18 protein-coding genes are annotated in these 18757 nt (G+C 71.2%); 6 read left to right on the top strand and 12 right to left on the bottom strand.

All coding sequences use genetic code 11. The annotated features are described in order from the left end of the window. Positions 1-2: 2 nt before the first annotated feature. Entirely contained in the window at positions 3-1037 is a 1035-nt protein-coding gene (locus tag AC3WPZ_RS05910; RefSeq protein WP_492438585.1) for a CDP-6-deoxy-delta-3,4-glucoseen reductase, read from the bottom strand. A gap of 141 nt (positions 1038-1178) precedes the next feature. On the opposite strand from AC3WPZ_RS05910, the gene AC3WPZ_RS05905 reads away from it, so the two are divergent. After that, entirely contained in the window at positions 1179-2123 is a 945-nt protein-coding gene (locus tag AC3WPZ_RS05905; RefSeq protein ID WP_382327467.1) for a LysR family transcriptional regulator, read from the top strand. Between the two features lie 10 nt (positions 2124-2133). Here AC3WPZ_RS05905 and AC3WPZ_RS05900 read toward each other — a convergent pair whose 3' ends face one another. Together AC3WPZ_RS05900 and AC3WPZ_RS05895 are read right to left on the bottom strand one after the other, a co-directional pair. Next, positions 2134-3093, bottom strand: a complete 960-nt coding sequence (locus tag AC3WPZ_RS05900; protein ID WP_382323163.1) for a fumarylacetoacetate hydrolase family protein — start codon at positions 3091-3093, stop codon at positions 2134-2136. Positions 3094-3100: 7 nt separating this feature from the next. After that, entirely contained in the window at positions 3101-4180 is a 1080-nt protein-coding gene (locus AC3WPZ_RS05895) for a porin (protein WP_492438583.1), read from the bottom strand. 213 nt (positions 4181-4393) lie between these two features. Between AC3WPZ_RS05895 and AC3WPZ_RS05890 the strand changes: the two genes are divergently transcribed. Further along, positions 4394-5368, top strand: coding sequence for a Bug family tripartite tricarboxylate transporter substrate binding protein (locus AC3WPZ_RS05890; protein WP_492438581.1), 975 nt, complete (start codon positions 4394-4396; stop codon positions 5366-5368). Positions 5369-5380: 12 nt separating this feature from the next. On the opposite strand, the gene AC3WPZ_RS05885 is transcribed toward AC3WPZ_RS05890, so the two are convergent. The 8 genes from AC3WPZ_RS05885 to AC3WPZ_RS05850 form a co-directional block, all read right to left on the bottom strand. After that, positions 5381-5839, bottom strand: coding sequence for a hypothetical protein (locus AC3WPZ_RS05885; protein WP_382162078.1), 459 nt, complete (start codon positions 5837-5839; stop codon positions 5381-5383). 145 nt (positions 5840-5984) lie between these two features. Continuing rightward, positions 5985-6239, bottom strand: a complete 255-nt coding sequence (locus AC3WPZ_RS05880; RefSeq protein WP_382163756.1) for a DUF3325 domain-containing protein — start codon at positions 6237-6239, stop codon at positions 5985-5987. Next, the gene (locus AC3WPZ_RS05875) at positions 6239-7783 is read right to left on the bottom strand and encodes a PepSY-associated TM helix domain-containing protein (protein WP_492438579.1); all 1545 of its coding nucleotides are present in this window, start codon (positions 7781-7783) and stop codon (positions 6239-6241) included. The genes AC3WPZ_RS05880 and AC3WPZ_RS05875 overlap by 1 nt, the downstream gene beginning before the upstream one ends. Continuing rightward, positions 7780-8043, bottom strand: coding sequence for a DUF3649 domain-containing protein (locus AC3WPZ_RS05870; protein ID WP_492438578.1), 264 nt, complete (start codon positions 8041-8043; stop codon positions 7780-7782). The genes AC3WPZ_RS05875 and AC3WPZ_RS05870 overlap by 4 nt, the downstream gene beginning before the upstream one ends. Next, positions 8043-10496, bottom strand: coding sequence for a TonB-dependent receptor (locus AC3WPZ_RS05865; RefSeq protein WP_492438577.1), 2454 nt, complete (start codon positions 10494-10496; stop codon positions 8043-8045). The genes AC3WPZ_RS05870 and AC3WPZ_RS05865 overlap by 1 nt, the downstream gene beginning before the upstream one ends. 93 nt (positions 10497-10589) lie before the next feature. After that, positions 10590-11543: a FecR domain-containing protein gene (locus AC3WPZ_RS05860; RefSeq protein ID WP_492438576.1), complete on the bottom strand. Its 954-nt coding sequence runs from the start codon at positions 11541-11543 to the stop codon at positions 10590-10592. Between the two features lie 6 nt (positions 11544-11549). Continuing rightward, positions 11550-12062 (bottom strand): sigma-70 family RNA polymerase sigma factor, encoded by a 513-nt coding sequence (locus AC3WPZ_RS05855; protein WP_492438574.1) that lies wholly within the window; start codon positions 12060-12062, stop codon positions 11550-11552. Positions 12063-12181: 119 nt separating this feature from the next. After that, positions 12182-12982 carry an IclR family transcriptional regulator gene (locus AC3WPZ_RS05850; RefSeq protein ID WP_492438572.1) on the bottom strand — a complete coding sequence of 267 codons (801 nt, stop codon included), beginning with the start codon at positions 12980-12982 and terminating at the stop codon, positions 12182-12184. Between the two features lie 110 nt (positions 12983-13092). Here AC3WPZ_RS05850 and AC3WPZ_RS05845 point away from each other — a divergent pair, with 110 nt between their 5' ends. Genes AC3WPZ_RS05845 through AC3WPZ_RS05830 form a run of 4 tightly spaced genes read left to right on the top strand, consistent with a single transcriptional unit; the run spans position 13093 to position 17811 of the window. After that, positions 13093-14070: a tripartite tricarboxylate transporter substrate binding protein gene (locus tag AC3WPZ_RS05845; RefSeq protein ID WP_492438571.1), complete on the top strand. Its 978-nt coding sequence runs from the start codon at positions 13093-13095 to the stop codon at positions 14068-14070. Between the two features lie 24 nt (positions 14071-14094). Continuing rightward, positions 14095-14889, top strand: coding sequence for an enoyl-CoA hydratase/isomerase family protein (locus tag AC3WPZ_RS05840; RefSeq protein ID WP_492438570.1), 795 nt, complete (start codon positions 14095-14097; stop codon positions 14887-14889). Further along, a complete protein-coding gene (locus AC3WPZ_RS05835) occupies positions 14886-16985 on the top strand; it encodes an acetate--CoA ligase family protein (RefSeq protein ID WP_492438569.1) in 2100 nt (699 codons plus the stop codon). The genes AC3WPZ_RS05840 and AC3WPZ_RS05835 overlap by 4 nt, the downstream gene beginning before the upstream one ends. Then, positions 16975-17811: an alpha/beta fold hydrolase gene (locus tag AC3WPZ_RS05830; RefSeq protein ID WP_492438568.1), complete on the top strand. Its 837-nt coding sequence runs from the start codon at positions 16975-16977 to the stop codon at positions 17809-17811. The genes AC3WPZ_RS05835 and AC3WPZ_RS05830 overlap by 11 nt, the downstream gene beginning before the upstream one ends. On the opposite strand, the gene AC3WPZ_RS05825 is transcribed toward AC3WPZ_RS05830, so the two are convergent. Continuing rightward, positions 17777-18754: a D-2-hydroxyacid dehydrogenase family protein gene (locus tag AC3WPZ_RS05825; protein WP_492438567.1), complete on the bottom strand. Its 978-nt coding sequence runs from the start codon at positions 18752-18754 to the stop codon at positions 17777-17779. The two genes, AC3WPZ_RS05830 and AC3WPZ_RS05825, sit on opposite strands and share 35 nt — an antisense overlap. Between the last annotated feature and the right edge of the window lie 3 nt (positions 18755-18757).

Below are 18757 nucleotides of genomic sequence, written 5' to 3'. Positions count from 1 at the left end.
GGTCAGTGCGGGGCCGGCCGGCGGTCGGCCTCGGAGATGAAGGCATCGGCGAAGAACTGGTTGGCCGGCAGGCCGGCCTCGCCGAAGTCGCGGCGGGCCGCGTCCACCATGGCCGGTGCGCCGCAGGCATACACCTGGTGCCGCGACAGGTCGGGGTGGTCCTGCAGCACGGCGCGGTGCACGAAGCCGGTGCGACCGGTCCAGGCGGGGTCGTCGCCCGCTTCGCTGAGCACCGGCACGTAGCGGATGTGGGGGTGCTCGGCGGCCCATTGGCGCGCCTGCGCGTCGAGGTAGAGGTCGATCCGCCGGCGGCCGCCCCAGTACACGTCGATGGGCCGGCGCAGGCCCTGGGCCAGGCTGTCTTCCACCATGGCCTGGATGGGCGCGAAGCCGGTGCCCGAGGCGAGCATGACCACGGGTTTTTCGCTCTGCGCGTCGAGGAAGAAGCTGCCCTGGGGCGCCTCCACGCGCAGCAGGTCGCGTTCGCGCAACTGCCCGAACACGTGGTCGGTGAAGCGGCCGCCGGGCATGTGGCGGATGTGCAGCTCGATCTGCCGCCGGCCACCGGCGCGCGGTGCGCTGGCCATGGAGTAGCAGCGCCGCAGCCCGTCGCCGAGCACGATCTCGAGGTACTGGCCGGCGCGCCAGTTCAGGGGCTCGTTCGGTGGCGTTCCCAGCAGCAGGCGCATCACGTCGGGTGCGAGCCGCTCCATGCGCAGCACCCGCACCGGCAGCGTGCGCGCCGGCACCAGGTGGGGGTCGAAGGGTTCGATCTCGAAGCTGCAGTCCGTCAGCGGGCGCGCGCAGCACAGGTGCACATGGCCCTGCGCCTTTTCTTCGTCGGACAGGTAGTGCGGGTGCACGTCGCCGAAGTCCACCTGGCCCGACACGAGGCGGCCCCGGCAGGTGCGGCACACGCCCGAGCGGCAGCTGTAGCGCATGGCCACGCCGCTGGCCAGGCCGGCGCGCAGGATGTCGGTGCCGGGACCACAGGCAAAGGATTGGTCGGCCGGATGCAGCGTGATGGTGAAGCTCATGCGCGAGACTTTGGCAGCGCGCCGCGAGGCCGTCCAACAAATAGTCGTGATGGGCGCCATGTCGCCGCGAAATGGCCGCCGTGGCCTTCGTGGCTTTCCCCAATGGACGCGCGCGCCAGCCTGCCTACACTGCCCCCACCCATGAACATCAACACCGTCGACCTGAACCTGTTCCTTGTCTTTCAGGCCATCTACGTCACCGGCAGCGTGACCGTCGCCGGTGAAAAGGTCTGCATGACGCAGTCGGCCGTGAGCAACGCGCTCAAGCGCCTGCGCGAGCGCTTCGACGACCCGCTGTTCGTGCGCACGCCCAAGGGCATGGTGCCCACGCCCATGGCCAAGCAGCTCATCGGCCTGGTCGAAGAAGGCCTGGCCAAGTTCAACCAGGCGCTGGACCAGGTGCGGCGTTTCGATCCCGCCACCAGCGACCGCCTGTTCCGCATCGCCATGAACGACGTGGGGCAGCTGGTGGTGCTGCCGCGCCTGATGTCGGCGGCGCGCGCGCAGGCGCCGCATGTGCAGTTCGAGATCATCGGCACCTCGCCGGAAGAAACGCGCCACCTGATGGCGGACGGCGGCGTCGACCTGGCGATCGGCAGCTGGGCGCCCATGGGCGCGGGCTTCCATGCGCAGCACCTGTTCGACGAGACCTTCTTCGCGCTCATGCACGTGGACCACCACATCCGCTCCGAGCGCATGAGCTTCGACGAGTACTTCGGCGCCGAACACCTGGCCTACCGGCCCAGCGGCGCCAGCGATGCGGCCCTGCAGTCCACGCTGATGGCGGCCGACCTGCTGGCGCGGCGCAAGGTGGTGCTGACGGCCGCGCACTCCCTGGGCCTGTCGGCCTTGTTGAGCGAATCGCGCCTGGTGCTCACCGTGCCGTGCCGGCTCGGCCAGGCCATGATGGCCTCGCGCGACCAGCTGCGCTCGGCGCAACTGCCGTTCGAGGTGCCGCCGTTTTCGGTGCGCCAGCAATGGCACGACCGCGCGCACGCCGATGGCGGCAACATCTGGCTGCGCGAACTCACGCTGGCCACGCTGCACGACGGGGAGACGGCGGCATCGCCGGGCGAACCCGGCTGAAGCGCCTTCGTCAGCGCGCCGCCACCAGGGTGTTGCGCAGCGTGCCGATGCCGGAGATGGCGACCTCGATCACGTCGCCCGCCTTCATGAACACCGGGGGCTTGCGCCCGGCCCCCACGCCGGCCGGTGTGCCCGTCAGCAGCACATCGCCGGCGTTGAAGCAGTACCAGCGCGAGAAGTGCGCGATGGTCTCGGGCAGGCTGAAGATCAGGTCGCTCACGGGCGAGGACTGCATGAGCGCGCTGTTGAGGTGGGTGGTGATGTGCAGGCGCCCCACGTCGGGCACTTCGTCTGCCGTGAGCAGCACCGGTCCCAGCGGCGTGAAGCCCTCGAACTGCTTGCCCATGATGTTTACCTCCCAGGTCTGGCGCGCCTCCCAGGGCTGCGTCGCGCCCCAGACGTCGCGCACCCAGTCGCGCGCGGAGATGTCGTTGGCCACGGTGTAGCCAGCGACGCAGGCCATCGCCTGGTCCGCGCTCACGCGGTGGCAGCGCCGGCCGAAGACCACCGCGAGCTCGCCCTCGTAGTCCACGTGCGCGGGCGCATCGGCGGGCAGCGCCACCGCGTGTTCCGGCCCGACGATGGAGGCCGCCACCTTGAGGAAACCGGTGGGCTGCCGGGGCGCGGGCGTGCCGGCCATTTCGGCCAGGTGCGACTTGTAGGCCAGGCCCGCGGCCACCACCAGGCCGGGGTTGGGCACGGGCGCGAGCAGGCGGGTGCCCGGTGGCATCAGCGCCCCACGCTGGCGCAGGCGGTCCTGCAGGCCGGGGTCGGCCTGCACACGGTCCACGAGGCCGCGCACCAGGGCCAGCGCGGCGGACCCGCCGGCCAGCAGCTCGCGCAGGCTCTCGGGCAGCCAGGCCTCCAGGCTGTCGGCCTGGGCCGCACGCCGCAGCGCCAGCACCTCGCCCGAAGGCAACAGGGCGCCGGGCTCGCCGCCGCGCACGGAATCGATGGTCACGAGTTTCATGGGGATCTCAGAAGTGGTGGCGCATGCCGAGGGCGTAACCGGTGCCGGAACGCAGGCCGGTGGCCCGGTCGTTCATCACCACGGCGTACACATCGGTGCGCTTGGACAGGCTGTGCAGGTAACCCGCGGCCAGCGTGGTGCGATCGCGCTCGGTGGTGCCGGCCTGCGTGCGTTCGGTGCGTGCCCACGAGGCGATGAAGCGCCCGGCGCCGAAGGGCACGGCCGCGTGCACACCCACGGTGTCCAGGTCGATCTCGGCCTGGCCGCGCGGGCGCAGCGTGGCCTTGGCCCACTGGCCGAACAGCTTGACCACCTGGAAGTCGTAGGACACGCTGCCGAGCGTGCTCGACTCGGCTTCGATCACGTAGGGCGCGCCCGCCGGGTCGGTGCGCGAACGCGGCACGTTGTACGCCGCCGCGCGGATCCTGCTGACGCTCAGCGCCGCCGCGAAGGGACCCGAGCGGTAGTTCGCCGTGCCATCGAAACGGCGCCCTTCCGGCGCGGCTTCGCCCGGTGCGACCTGCAGCGAGCCGGAGAAGTTGCCCAGCGTGGGCGTGTTGTAGACCAGCGAGTTGTTCCAGCTGCCGTCGCTGATGCCGTGCGAGGCCAGCATGGGCTGCGAGCCGACGAAGGTGTGCAGCATGAACGGGCCCAGCGTGGTGGAGTCGCCAAAGGGCGTGAAGCTCAGCGTGTTGACGAAACTGCCGGTGGGAATGCGGCCCGCGCGAAACTGCCCGAAGGCGCCGCGCACACCGACGAAGCTGTAGCGCGAGAAGAAGCGACCGGCGGCGTTGTCGCCCGGGTGGCGGCCGACCTCGCCGGTGTCCAGGCGGAAATGGCCACCGAGGTCGAACAGCGCGGTGAGCCCACCGCCCAGGTCTTCGGAGCCGCGGATGCCCCAGCGCGAGGTGGTCATCATGCCGCCGTCCACGCGCGAGACGCGTGTCTCGCCCGCGAGCTGCCTCGCGTAGAAGCCGCCGTCGACGGTGCCGTACAGCGTGGGGCCGGTGTTGCTCTGTGCCGTGGCGGGCAGGCCCGTGAGGGCCAGCGCCGCCGCGACGGCGATGCCGCTTTTCGTGGTGTTCAAAAGGTGTCTCCTGGTTGTTGAATACGGGCAGCGGGATGCTAGGTATTCGACTTCCGGAAAACCAATGAAAGCTCGTGATGCGGCGCATGCGTTTGCGAAATGTCGGCGGGACATTTTCAAAACGGATGGGGCGCATCACCAATCTTCGTTTGAAGCGCGCGAGCAGCCGGCCTAGCATGCGGACAGCCCAACACAAACACAGGAGACAGACCCATGCGCCTGAGCAGAAGAAGCCTTGTCGCGGCGATGGCCGCGACCTCACTCACCACCACCACCGGCCTGGCGTTCGCGCAGGACGCGGGCCGCCCCATCCGGCTGCTGGTGCCGCTGCCGCCGGGCTCGGGTGGCGACAACATCGCGCGCATCCTCGCCACGCCCTTGCGCGATCTGCTGGGCCACCCCATCGTGGTGGAGAACCGGCCGGGCGGCGACATGATGATCGGCGCCAGCCAGGCGGCCAAGGCGCCGGCCGACGGCAACACCTTGTTGATGGCGCACATGTCGACCATGGTGATGAACCCCTTCGCCTACAGCAACATCAGCTACGACCCGGTGAAAGACTTCAGCCCCATCGGCAAGATCAGCGAGAGCACCGCCGTGGTGGTGGTGCACCCCGCCGTGCCCGCCAGGACCCTGGGCGAGTTCGTGGCCTACGTGAAGGAGCGGCCGGGCCAGGTGTCCTACGGCACGGCCATCCTCATGGTGCAGATCGCCGGTGAACAGCTGGTGCACACGCGCCAGCTCCAGATGACGCGCGTGCCCTACAAGGGCGGTGCCCAGGTGATGCAGGACACGCTGGCGCGCCACATCGACATGTCGATCGCCGACACCTCGTCCTACCTGGCGCTGATCAAGGCCGGCAAGCTGCGCCCGCTGATCACCACCGGCGCGGAGCGCAACCCCTTGCTGCCCGACGTGCCCACCGCGCGCGAGGCGGGTTTTCCGGAAATGGAGATGCGCGGCTGGTGGGGCCTGTTCGCGCCGGCACAGACCTCCAAAGAGGTGGTGAACAAGACGGCGGCGGCGCTGCAGAAGGTGCTGGCCCTGCCGGACGTGGTGCAGCAGCTGCGCGCCATCGGCGCCGAGCCCCGGCCGCTCCCACCCGAGGCCTTCGCGCTGGAGATGAAGCAGCAGCAGGACCATTGGGGCCAGGTCATCAAGACACTGAAGATCAAGGCCAGCGAATGACGATGAAAACGTTCAGTACAGGAACACCTCGCCGCCCCGGCTGGCGAAGAGCTTTCTCGCGAGGTCCCTCGCCCTGTGTCTTTCCTGGCTGGCGATCGCGCGCACGTAGTCCAGCTTCTCGGCGCTGAGGCCGGGGAAGTGCGTGGCGATGTCGGTGTCGCCGCGCGCCGCGCAGCGCACCGCCTCGCCGTACGACCAGCGCAGGTCGTTGCACAGCTCGAGCACCTGCTTGGCCGCCACCGCGCGGGGCAGGCGCAGGCCGTGGAACTCCAGGTAACGCACCAGCTGGGCCTCGTCCTCGGCCTCGATGAGCAGCGTGCCGTTGTCCTCATGGGACCGCGCGCGGTGGTAGAAGTCCAGCTGGGTCAGGGCCTCCACCTCGTCGGGCCGCAGGCGCACGGGTGGGTCCGGGGGAAGTTCGGTCGGCGCGCTGTGCCGGGGGTTGCTCAACGGAAACGGGATGACGGGCATGGACAGCAGAGAAGTTCAACTGCCTTCATTCTGCAGACCCTGGCTCCGGCACGGGGCGCGCGCTGGCCGGGAAGCACAGAAAGCCCTGGAAAGCGTGAATTCCGCACCGCGATGCGTGCGGCGCGGACACCACCGCGCGCCACCCTCAAGCGAGCGCCAGGACGACGACCACGCCCGCGACGGAGAGCAGGCCCAGCCACAGCACCGGCCCCACGGCCCCACCGGCGCCCAGCAGGCACACGGCCAGCGCCGCCCCCAGGCCGAGCAGGCCCACCGCCCGCCCCAGCCAGCGTGCGGCGCGCGAGGCGGGGCGCTTCCACAGCCGCTGGTGGTGGCGGTCCATGGCCAGCGCCAGGCCGGCGAAGCCGACGCAGGCCAGCGCCAACGCGAGCAGCGGCATCACGCGCCTACCCCCGTTCGCCGCGCCCGCCGATGCAGGCGCCAGGCGATCCACGCAAAGGCGCTCCCCAGCGCCAGCGCGGTGAGATCGAATCCCGCCATCGCCCAGTCGCCCCGCGCCCAGGACGCACCGAGGTGCTGCCCGCCGGTGAGCGCGTTCAACACCGGCAACAGGCCCAGCGCCCCGGCGGCGAGCGCGCCCTGCTCCACCCAGGCGCGCGGTGGTGGCCGCAGGCAGGCGTGCAGCAGCGTGGCGCCCCAGGCGATGAAGAGGGCGTGCGCCTCCCAGCCGGCGCGGTCGGCCAGGTCGATCGGCAGCAGGCGGTTGGCCCAGAAGTAGGCGCCGATGGCCACGGGCAGGCCGAACACGGTGGCCACGTTCAGCCGCTCCACCAGGCGCAGCCCACGGTGCGGCCGGCCCTGGTCGCGCTCCAGTTTCTGGCGCCGCTTCACCGTCCACAACACCAGCCCCGTGGCCACCATGGCGGTGCCGAGCAGGCCCGACAGCGCGTAGAGCCAGCGCAGCACGGGCCCGGCGAACAGGCCCTCGTGCAGGCCCAACAGGCTTTCGGCCACGGTCAGCGTGCCACGGCGGCTGGGGGCCCGGGTCTCCAGCAGGGCGCCGCTGGCGCCGTCGAACACCATCACCTCCACGTTGCGCAGCGGGCCGGTGAGCACCGGTGCGATCTGCACGCGCGCGCTGGCATCGCCGGGGTGCAGCACCTCCACGGCCTGCACGCTGCCCCGGCCCCAGCGCTGTTCGGCCTGCGCCAGCATGGGCGCCACCGGGGCCAGGGGCGCGGGTGTGCCGGAGGGCGCGGCCGGGGCCTGCCAGGCGGTGAACTCGGCGAGGAACTGGCCCTGCCCCGCCGGGCCGGCGCCGTAGTGGGCCGACACCACCCAGGGCATCAAGGTCACGGCGAAGAAGATCAGCCCCGAGTAGGTGATCATGAATTGGAAGGGCAAGGTCATCACGCCCAGCACGTTGTGGGCATCGAGCCAGGAGCGCTGCCCCTTGCCCGCGCGGAAGGTGAAGAAGTCGGCGAAGAAGCGCTTGTGCGCGACCACGCCCGAGACGAGGGACACCAGCAGGAACACCGTGGCCGCGCCCACCAGCCACAGCGCCGCGCCCGCGGGCAGGTAGTGCAGCCGCCAGTGCATGCGGTAGAGCAGCTGCCCGCCGCCGGTCTCGCGCGGCGTGGCCAGGGGCTCGCCGCTGTCGGCATCGAGCGCCTGCTCTTCCATGTGGCCGTCGTGCGGCCACGAGGCCACCAGGTGCGGCGTGTCGCGGTGGCCGGGCAGCTGGATGGCCCAGCGCTCGGCACCGGCCTCGTGCGCGTTCAGGTAGCGCAGCGCCGCGTCGGCGGCCCGCGCGCTGTCGACCGGGGCGGGTGGCGGTGGCAGCTCCGGGCGCATCCAGCGGTCGATCTCGCTGTCGAAATAGCCGGCCGTGCCGGTGAGGAAGATGAAGTACAGCAGCGAGCCGAGCAGCAGGCCCGCCCAGGTGTGCACCCAGGACGTGCTCTGGCGGAAGCCACCCGTCATGGCCAGCGCCCCAGCGCCAGCAGCAGCACACCGCAAGGCAGGCCCACCAGCGCGAGGCCGGCGCAGGCGCGCCAGGCGCTGCGCGCGGCGAAGCACCAGAGGATGGCCGCCACGTACACCGCGAAGCTCATCAGCAGGGCCAGCGCCACGGTGTCCACGCGGTCCAGGGGCAGCGCCTCCATCAGCGCCAGGGGCAGCCACTGGGCCAGCACGTAGCCACCCGCCACGCCGGCGAGCGCGCGCGCCGGGATCTGGTTCATCAGAACTTCACGCGCAGGTTCACGCCGACGCTGCGGCGCGGACCCATCTGCGCGTAGATGGGGGTGGCATCGCGGTCGATGAAGGTGTTGTAGCGCTCGTCGAACAGGTTCTCGGCGAACAGGCTGAGCTCCCAGTTGTCGTGGCGGTAGCCGACGTGCGCGTTGGCGATGAAGCGCGAGTCGATGGGGTCCTGGGGCGCGATGCCGAAGCGGCCCACGTAACCCGCCATGTACTTGGCGTCGCCGCCGACGAAGAAGCCGTTGCGCAGCTGGTAGCGCCCGCCGAAGCCCAGGGTCCATTTGGGGGCTTCGGGGAAGGGCTGGCCCGACAGGTCGCCGTAGCTGGCGTGGTTGAATTCCTTGAACCGGGTGTGCAGGTAGCCCAGCGAGGCGAACACCGAGAAGCGCCGGTTGACCTGGAAGGCCGGTTCGATCTCGAAGCCCCAGGCCCGCGAGGAAGCGGCGTTCGAGGTCTCGCGGTAGGACTGGTTGTTCGGGTCGGGCCGGATCTCGATCTGCTGGTCCTTGTAGGTGGTGAAGAACAGGTTGGCGTTGAGCGTGAGCCGCTCGTCGAGGAAGCGGCCCTTGTAATAGAGCTCGTGGTTCTGCGCGGTCTCGGGCCCGTAGTACGCGGCCCGGCCGGTGTTGTAGTTGACGTAGAAGCCGCCGGTGCGAAAGCCCTCGGAGTACGTGGCGCCCAGCAGGTGCCCCGGCGCGAGTTGTTTGGCCAGGCCGAGCTTGGGCACGAAGTTGGTCTCGCTGAAGTCGGCCCGGTTCTCGTACTGGTTGGGCACCGCGCCAAAGGGGTAGGACTCCGCGTTGCGCTGCACCGTCTTCTCGCGCAGGTAGTCCCAGCGGCCGCCCACGGTCACGCTCCAGGTGGGCACGAACTCGTGCGTGGCTTCGCCGAAGAGGGCCAGGTTGGTGGTCTTGCGGTTGAAGGTCTCGCCGAGTTGCAGGAAGGGCACGGCGATCGCGCCGAAGCGGGAGTCGTAGTTCTGGTGGCTGGCGAACACGCCGCCCACCCATTTCCAGCGGTCCCGCTCGTAATTCAGCCGCACTTCCTGCGTGAGCAGGGTGTCGTTGACCTTGCCGTCGATGCCGTCGAGCAGGCCGGGTGTGCCCTGGTCCACCGAGCGGCGGCGGGTGATGCCCTTGTGCAGGCCGGTCTGCGAGGTCAGCCGCAGCTCGGGCGACAGTTCATGCGTGATCTCCATGCCACCGTTGTGCACCTTGGTCTGGCGGAACTCGGCGTAGGTGGGGATGGCGTACCAGTCGCCGCGCTCGTCGTCGAGGTCGAAACCCGGGCCGACGCCGATCAGGCGCTCGTTCGGGCGGTCGTTGGAGTACGCGTAGCTGAGCATGGCGCGCGTGCTGCCCGAGGGCTGCAGCAGCAGCTTGGCGCGCAGGTTCTGGCTGATCTCGGTGCGCAGATCGTCGTAACCCGCGAACGCCTGGTAGCCGGGATAGGCCACCGTCGTGCGCCCGCGCTCGAAGGCGCCCGACAGGCGCAGCGCCGCGGTGTTGTCCACCAGCGGCGTGTTGAGCACGAAGGCCGTGCCGGTCTGGCGGTGGTTGCCCAGCGTGGCCGAGAGCTCGGCCTCCTTGTCGAAGACCGGGTCCTTGGTCTTGATGTAGACGGCACCGGCCGTGGCCGCGCGCCCGCTGAGCGTGGACTGCGGGCCGCGGTAGACCTCGACCTGCTGCGCGTCCCAGAGGTTGCGGGCGCCGAAGCGCGAGCTGTAGCGGGCCTGCAGCACGCCATCGATGTAGATCGAGCCCATGGGCGCGCCGGAGGGCACGAAGCCTTCGGTGCTCATGCCCCGGATGACGAAGCCGGAGTTGAGGAAGGCGGCGTCCTCGACGTTGCCCAGGCGCCGCAGGGAGTCCTGGAGGTTGCGGATCTGGCCCTCCTCGATGTCCTCGGCGGTGACGATGCCGACGGACGCGCTGGAGGTGTCCAGGGTCTGGGTTTCGCGCGCGCCGTAGAGCTTGGCGGTCACGGTCACCTGGGGCAGTTCGGTCGCTTCGGTGGGTGCCTGGGCGTCCGGCGCCTGGGGTGCCGCGGCGGGTGCGGGCGCGCGGCGCAGGGAAAAACCGCCAGCCGCCTCGACCAGCTCGAACCCGCTGCCCGCCAGCAGGCGCGAGAAGCCCTCACGCGGGGTGTACTGGCCCTGCAGCCCCGGGCTGTTCAGGCCGGCGAGCTGGCGCGGGTCGAAGGACAGCGGCACGCCGGCCATGGCCGCGAACTGGGCCAGCACATCGCTGAGCTTGCCGGGCGCCAGCGCGTAGCGCTGCGCCGCCACCGCTTCGGCGGCCCGCGCCGGGGTGGGCACCAGGGCCGCCATGCCGGCCAACCCCATCAGCGCGCAGCCGATGGCCAGGCTCAGCGCCCTGAACTCGAAGACCGGGGATGCGCCCCCATGGGGGCGGCGGGCGGGAGGGAAGACCATGCGGTGAACCTTTCATCGGGTGTGCGGACGCGGAGGGGAGCGCGTGAGCGACGCGCCTTTCAACCGGTACACCGGACGAGCCCGAAAAAGGTATCAGCGGGCCTGCACCGTGATCCAGTACGGCGTGGCGCGGGCGATGCGCAAGGGCAGGGTCTGCTCCAGCAAGGCCAGGCTGGCCGGCACGTCGCCGAGCGCGAAGGCGCCGGAGACGGGCAAGGCGGCAACGGCCGGGTCGCAGCGCAGCACACCGCGGTGGTGGCGCGCGAGCTCGGCGACCAACTCGCCCAGCGGCATGTCGCGCGCCAGCAGCATGCCTTTTTCCCAGAGCGCGGCCGTGGCTTCCACGGCTTGCACCGGCTGCATGGCGTGGGCGGTGAACCGCATCTGTTCGCCCGCGCGCAGCAGGGCCGCCTGGTCGGACTCGGCGGGGCGCACCTCGACCGCGCCGTCGAACACGGCCACGCGGGTGGCGTCGCCCAGGTGGCGCACCATGAAGCGCGTGCCCAGCGCGCGCACGCTGCCCTGGGCGGTGCGCACGGTGAAGGGCCGCGGCGTGGGCGAGGGGTCGCGGCCGGTGGTGACCAGGATCTCGCCGGCCAGCAGCGTCAGGCGGCGGCTCTCGGCGCCGAAGGCCAGGTTCACGGCACTGGCGGTATTGAGTACCAGGCGGGTGCCGTCGGCCAGGTCGATCGAGCGCCGCTCGCCGACGCCGGTGCGCAGATCGGCGGTCCATTCCTGCCAGGGCGCATCGCGCCAGCTCAACCAAGCCACGGGCGCGGCCAGGGCCAGCAGGCCCAGCAGGTGCCGGCGGCCCGGGCGGCCCAGGCGCGACAGGGTGTCGCGGCCCAGCCGGGGCGGCACCCGGCGAAAGGTCTCGAGCATGCTTTCGGCGCGCCGCCAGGCGGCTTCGTGCGCGGGGCTGCGCTCGCGCCAGCGCCCCAGCTCGGCCAGTTCGCGTTCGCCGGCCTCGCCGGCCTGCAGCAGCACCATCCAGCCGGCGGCCTCGTTCAGGATCGCCGGATCGATGTCGGTCGCGGACACGGCCATGGCGGGTCAGGCCAGCGCGAGGCAGCCCGCGAAGGCCACGCGCATGTGCCGTTTGACGGTGATCAGCGAGGTGCCGAGCTGCGCCGCGATCTGGCCATAGGTCAGGCCCTCGAGCTGGGCGAGCAGGAAGATGTCGCGCGTGCGCGGCGGCAGGCTGCGCAGCATCGCGTCGATGCGGCACAGCGCTTCCAGGATCAGCAGCCGCGTCTCGGGCGAAGGGGTTTCGGGCTCGGGCAGCTGGGCCAGGGCCTGCAGGTAGGCGCGCTCCACGTCCTGGCGGCGCCAGTGGTCCACCACCAGGCCCTTGGCGATGTGGGTCAGCAGCGCGCGAGGCTGCTCGCCGAGCTTGCCCGGCCGCCAGCTCGACACCATGAGGCGCACGAAGGTGTCGTGCGCCAGGTCGGCGGCCACGAACGAGTCGCCCAGCTTGCGGCGCAACCAACCCTGGAGCCAGCCGTGGTGGTCCACATACAGGGTGGTGAGCTGTTGCTGCTCAAGCGCGATCTCGGGGGTGGCCACGGTGCTTTCCTGCCGCTGGCAAGCAGGCGGCCCAATTGTCGGAATGAGAATTATTCCTAATATAGCAGCAAGAAACGTCGGTCGAGCGGCTCGGCGCGACGGGCGCGAATGGGCCCAGGCTAAGGCCCGGTCTCCCGCGCCAGCGCGCCTTGCAGTTCGGCCGCCAGCGCGGTGAGTGAGCCCGACAGCTCGCGCACCACGCGCGCCAGCGGCTCCTCGGTGGAGACGCTGAGGTTGAGCACGTGCACGCCCTCCACCGTGTTCAGCGGCATGGCCATCGCCACCACCTCGGGTTGCCAGGACGCCGCGCAGAAGCCCTGCTCGTGCACCTGCCGGATGGCCGCCAGGATGTCGGCCTGCACCTCGGGCCAGTGGCTGCCGCAGCGCCGCTGGAACACACCGAACAAGGCCTTGCGCCGGCCGGCCGACACGGTGGACAGGTAGGCCCGGCCGAGCGAGGTGAGTTCCATCGGCACCCGCTGCCCCGAGACCACGTTGCGCAGCGCCACGCGGCGGTTGTAGCGGATGGATTCGAGGTACACCATCTCGTCGTGGTCGGGCGCTGCCAGGCCCACGTTGACGCGCTGGCTTTCGGCCAGCGCGCGCATGCGCGGCGCGGCCACCGCGAGCACCTGGGAACCGGCCCGCATGGCGTGCGCGAAGCTCAGCACCGGCGGCGCGAGCCGGTAGGCGCGGCGCTGGCGGTCGTGCTGCAGCAGGCCCGCGCCCACCAGGGTCTGCGTGAGGCGGCTGATGGTGGAGGGCGAGAGGCCGGTGCGCTCCGCGAGGTCGCCGTTGCCCAGCCAGCTCGAGCCAGGGCGGAACGCCCGCAGGATCAGGATGCCGCGCTCCAGCGAACGGTTGGTGGGCGAGCTGCCGAAGCTGTCCTCGGACGGGGTCGGAACGGGGCTGGTCTTCATGTTCGTGATTCCACTGCTTGGAATTGGAGGGGTGCGGCCGGGAAGCATCGAACGTAGCATGCTTCCCTGAGAAAAACACCGTTTTCCCCATGGCCCTACCGGAGACAACCATGCCCCTTTCCCCTCGAACCGCCGCCGCGCGGATCAGCCTCTTCTTCGTGTCGGCGGCGCTCGCAACCACCGCCGCGCTGGCCCAGTTCCCCGACAAGCCGATCCGCCTCGTCGTGCCCTTCGCGCCCGGCGGTGGCACCGACCTGATCGCGCGCACCCTGGGCCTGGGCATGTCCCGGGAACTGGGCCAGACGGTGGTGATCGAGAACAAGCCCGGCGCGGGCACCATCATCGGCACCGACCTCGTGGCCAAGAGCCCGGCCGACGGCTACACGCTGGTGATCTCCACCTTCGCCCACGCGGTCAACCCCAGCCTGATGCCCAAGCTGCCCTACGACAACGACAAGGCCTTCGCGCCGGTGATCCTGATCGGCAAGGGCCCCAACGTGCTGGTGGTGCGCGCCGAGAGCCCGTACAAGTCCGTCAAGGACGTGCTGGACGCGGCCCGCGCCAACCCGGGCAAGCTCAACTACGCCTCGCAGGGCAACGGCACCTCGGCGCACCTGGCCGGCGAGATGTTCGACAACCTCGCCAAGGTGCAGATGAAGCACATTCCCTACCGCGGCGCGGGCCCGGCGCTCACCGACCTGATGGGCGGCCAGGTGGACATGATCTTCGGCACCGCCACCGCCGTGTCCTCGGGCCTGGAAAGCGGCAAGCTGCGCGCGCTGGGCGTGACCGGCGCCGAGCGCTCGGCGGTGCTCAAGAACGTGCCGGCCATCGCGGAGACCATTCCCGGCTACGTGATGGAGAGCTGGTACGGCCTGTACGCGCCCGCCGGCACGCCGCCCGACGTGATCGCCAAGCTCAACGCCGCCGCGAAGAAGGCCGTGGCCACCGACGAGTTCCGCAAGAAGGTCGAGCAGGAAGGCCTGGTGATCAGCGCCGGGGCGCCGGCCGAGCTGGAGACCTATGTGCGCGCCGAAGAAGCGCGCTGGCGCAAGATCGTCAAAGAAAACAACATCACCTCGAACTGACCTCCCCTCTCTCTGGAACCCACCATGTCCACGCCTCCCCTGATCGATCTGCAGGTTGACACCGGCATCGCCACGCTCACGCTGAACCGGCCCGACAAACGCAACGCCATGAGCGACGCCATGCGCGCGGAGTTCATCCACGCGCTGGAGCAAGTCGCGGCCGACAAGGCCATCCGCGCGCTGGTGCTCACCGGCGCCGGCAAGGGCTTCTGCGCGGGCGGCGACGTGGCCGGCATGGAAAAGCGCATGAACGCCCCGGCCGGCGAGGTGGGTTTCAACGGCTGGCACCGGCAGCAGCGCGTGCACCACACGCAGATGCTGCTGCACACCCTGCCCAAGCCGGTGATCGCGGCCGTGAACGGCGCGGCCTCCGGTCTGGGCGCCGACACCGCCCTGGCCTGCGACTTCGTCATCGCCAGCGAATGGGCCAGCTTCACCTGGTCGTACATCCACCGCGGCATCGTGCCCGACGGCGGCGGCATGTACTTCCTGCCGCGCCGCGTGGGCCTGCCGATCGCCAAGCAGCTGATCTTCACCGGCCGCAAGGTGGACGCCGACGAGGCGCTCTCGCTCGGCATCGTGGACCGCAAGACCTCGGCGGAGCGGCTGCTGGCCGACGCCCAGGCCTGGGCGCGCGAACTCAGCCAGGGTTCGGCCACCGCGCTCGCGCTGAGCAAGACCATCCTGAACCAGACCTTCGAGTTGCCGGCGCAGCAGGTCTTCGCCCAGGGCAGCCAGGCCCAGGGCATCTGCTACACCAGCACCGAGCACCGCGACTCGGTGATGGCCTTCCTGAACAAAGCCGCGCCCCAGGCATGAACCCCGTGACCCCCATCTCCCGGCTGCTGCAGCCGCGCAGCGTCGCCGTCATCGGCGCCTCGGCCGACGCGGGCAAAACCGCCGGCCGCCCGGTGGCCTACCTGCGCAAGCACGGCTTCACCGGCGACATCTACCCGATCAACCCGCGCGCCGAGCACATCGACGGCCTGCGCTGCTACCCCGACGTGGCCTCGCTGCCCGCCGTGCCCGACGTGGGCATCGTGCTGCTCGGCGCCGAGCGCGCGCACAAGGCCGTGTCGGACCTGTCCGCGCGCGGCACGGCCGCCGCCATCGTGCTGGCCAGCGGCTACACCGAGACCGGCGAAGAAGGCGCGCGCCGCCAGGCGCAGCTGCGCGAGGCCGCGGGCAGCATGCGCCTGCTCGGCCCGAACACCATCGGCCTGGTCAACCTCACCGACAACATCGTGCTCTCGGCCAGCGGCGCGCTGGAGATGGACCACTTCCCGGCCGGCCCGGTGGGCGTGGTCTCGCAAAGCGGCGGCATCCTGGGCGCGCTGCTCTCGCGCGCGGCGGCGCGCGGCATCGGCCTGTCCAAGCTGATCTCCACCAGCAACGAGGTGGACCTGGACCTCGCCGATTTCGTGGACCACCTGGCCGACGACGAGGCCACGCGGGTCATCGCGCTGTACGTGGAGAGCGTGCGCCACCCCGAACGCTTCCGCCAGGCCGCGCTGAAGGCCGCGCGCGCCGGCAAACCGGTGGTGGCGTTCAAGATCGGCCGCTCCGAGGCCGGCGCCCAGGCCGCCGTGTCGCACACCGGCGCGCTCGCCGGTGCCGACCGCATGTACGACGCGCTGTTCAAGGAAGTGGGTGTGATCCGCGCGCAGACCTTCAGCGACCTGCTGGACATTCCGGTGGCGCTGTCCACCGGCCGCGTGCTGCGCGGCCCGCGCGTGGCCATCCTCACCTCCACCGGCGGCGCCGGCACGCTGGTGTCGGACAGCTACGGCGTCTCCGGTCTCGAGACCCCACCGCCCGACGAAGCCACCGCCGCGAAGCTGCGCGCGCTGCAGACCGGCGAGCAGGCCGCGCTGGACCGCAACCCGATCGACGTGACGCTGGCCGGCCTGCAGCCCGAGCTGCTGCGTGGCGCCATCCGCGCCCTGCTGGAGAGCCCGAGCTACGACGCGCTGACCATCATCGTGGGCTCGTCCAGCCTGGCCATGCCCGAGCTGATGGCCAATGCGATCCAGGACTGCCTGCCGCTGAGCGACAAACCCGTGATCGCCTACGTGAGCCCGCACGCGCCGCAGGTGGCCGCCTTGCTGACGCAGCGCGGCGTGCCGGCCTTCGCCGACGCCGAGAGCTGCAGCGTGGCCCTCAACAGCATGCTGCAGACCCGCCGCTGGAGCGAACACGCCGCCGCGCCGCTGGACGCGCCGGTGGCGGTGCACGACATCGGCAGCGGCTCGCTGAACGAGGCCGAGTGCAAGCAGCTGTTCACGCGCTTCGGCATTCCCTGCACCACCGAGACCGTGGTGGGCAGCCCCGCCGAAGCCGAGCGGGCCGCGCGCGCGCTGGGCGAGCGCGTGGTGCTGAAGATCCTCACGGGCGAGATCACGCACAAGAGCGACGTGGGCGGCGTGGCCGTCAACGTCACGCCCGAACAGATCGGCGCGCGCCTGACCCGCATGGCCGACGAGGTGCGGGCCAAGGCCGGGGTGGCGCCCACGCGCTTCCTGGTGCAGGAGATGGTGTCGGGCGGCATCGAGCTCATCCTCGGCATGCACCGCGATGCGCTGGGCACGGCCATCCTGCTGGGCATGGGCGGCATCACCGCCGAGCTGTTCAAGGACACCACGCTGCGCATGCTGCCCCCACAAGGCGGCCTGAGCCGCGAGGTGGCGCACGGGATGCTGCGCGAGCTCCAGACCTGGCCCCTGCTCGACGGTTACCGGGGCCGGCCCAAGGCCGACGTCGAGGCCCTGGTCTCGGCCATCGTCGCGTTCTCGCAGATGACCGCGCAGCTCGGCGAGCGGCTGATCGAGGCCGAGATCAACCCGGTGTTCGTGCTGCCCGAAGGCCAGGGCGTGAAGGCCGCCGACGGCGTGGTGGTGCTCGCGCATGCGGACTGACCCGGCGCTGATCGACAGCTTGTCGGCGCGGGCCCGCACCGAGCGCGTGGCCTGGGCCGGCGGCCAGGTCTGCTGGCGCGGCTTCGGCAGCGGCAGCCCGGTGGTGCTGGTGCACGGCGGCCACGGCAGCTGGCTGCACTGGGTGCGCAACATCGAGGCCCTGGCCGCCGAGCACACCGTGTGGGCGGTGAACCTGCCCGGCTTCGGCGATTCGGATCCGCCCGAGGGCGAAGGCCTGGCCGCGCTGCTGGCCCCGACCTTGTCGACCCTGGACACCCTCATCGGCCCCGGCACGCCGGTGCAGCTGGTGGGTTTTTCGTTCGGCGGCCTGGTCGCCGCGCACCTGGCCGCGCAGCGGCCCCAGGTGCGGCGCCTGGCCTTGCTGGGCACGGGCGGCCACCAGGGGCCGCGCCGCCCCAAGGGCGAGCTGGTCAACTGGAAACCGGCCTGGCGCGCGGGCGACGCGGCGGCGGTGGAACAGGCCATGCGCCACAACCTCGCCGTGCACATGCTCAGCGGGTTGGCCCAAGACATCGATCCGCTCGCGCTGCGCGTGCACACCGAGGCCTGCGTGCGCACGCGCTTTCGGAGCAAGGAGATCTCGCGCGCCGGCGGCCTCGCCGGCGTGTTGGCGGCCTACGCCGGGCCGACCCTGCTGGCCTGGGGCGAACACGACGTGACGGCCGAGCCGGCCGCCGTCGCGGCCGCGCTGGCCTCGCCCCTGCCCGATGCCCACACCCGCCTCGTGGCGGATGCCGGGCACTGGGTGCAGTACGAGCGCGCCGACGCGATCAACCCGCTGCTGCTGGGCTGGCTTCGGGGTTGAGCACCCCGGTCAGGCGGCCTTGCGCATGGGCCAGGATGTGGTCGAAGGCGATGCCGAAGTAGCGCTCGTAGTTGTCCTTCTCCACGTAGCCGATGTGCGGGGTGCACAGCGCGTTCGGCAGGCGCAGCAAGGGGTGGTTCGCGCCCAGCACCGGCTCTTCCTCGTACACGTCCACCGCCGCGAAACCCGGCCGGCCCTGCGCCAGCGCGTGTTCGAGCGCGCCGCGCGCGATCAGCTCGGCGCGGCTGGTGTTCACCAGCAGCGCCGTGGGCTTCATGCGCGCGAGGTCCTCGGCCGTCACGATGCCCACGGTGTCGGCGTAGAGCCGCACGTGCAGGCTGATCACATCGCTCTGCGCGAAGAAGGCTTCGCGCGAGGGCGCCACCTCGAAGCCGTCGGCGCGCGCGGCGGCGGTCGAGGTTTCGCGGCCCCACACCCACACCTGCATGCCGAAGGCGCGGCCGTAGCCCGCCACCTGCCGGCCGATGCGGCCGTAGCTCCAGACGCCCAGGCGCTGGCCGCTGAGCTGCTGGCCCAGGTGCCCTTGCCATTGCCCATCGCGCAACCGGTTGGCTTCGCTCACCAGGTGGCGCCGGCTGGCCAGCGCCAGGGTCCAGGCGATCTCGGCCGTGGCCGAGCCCGCGCCGCTGCCCTCGGCCACCCGCACGCCGCGCGCGGTGCACGCGGCCAGGTCCACATGGCCCGCGAGCTTGCCGGTCTGGCTGATCAGGCGCAGCCTGGGCAGGCGGTCGAGCAGGGCGGCGTCGATGCGCGTGCGCTCGCGCGTGAGCACGATGGCCTCGGCGTCGGCGAAGCGCGCCGCCAGGGCGTCCGTGCCCTTCACCGAGTCGTTGAAGATGCGCACCTCGTGGCCGGCGAGCTTGGCGAAACAGTCCAGGTGCCGCACGCAGTCCTGGTAGTCGTCGGGAATCGCGATGATCATGGG

Source organism: Hydrogenophaga sp. FW305-3-2-15-A-LB1 (assembly GCF_058787875.1).
The sequence above is the reverse complement of the archived record's forward strand: the minus strand, read 5'-3'. Positions and strand labels throughout refer to the sequence as shown.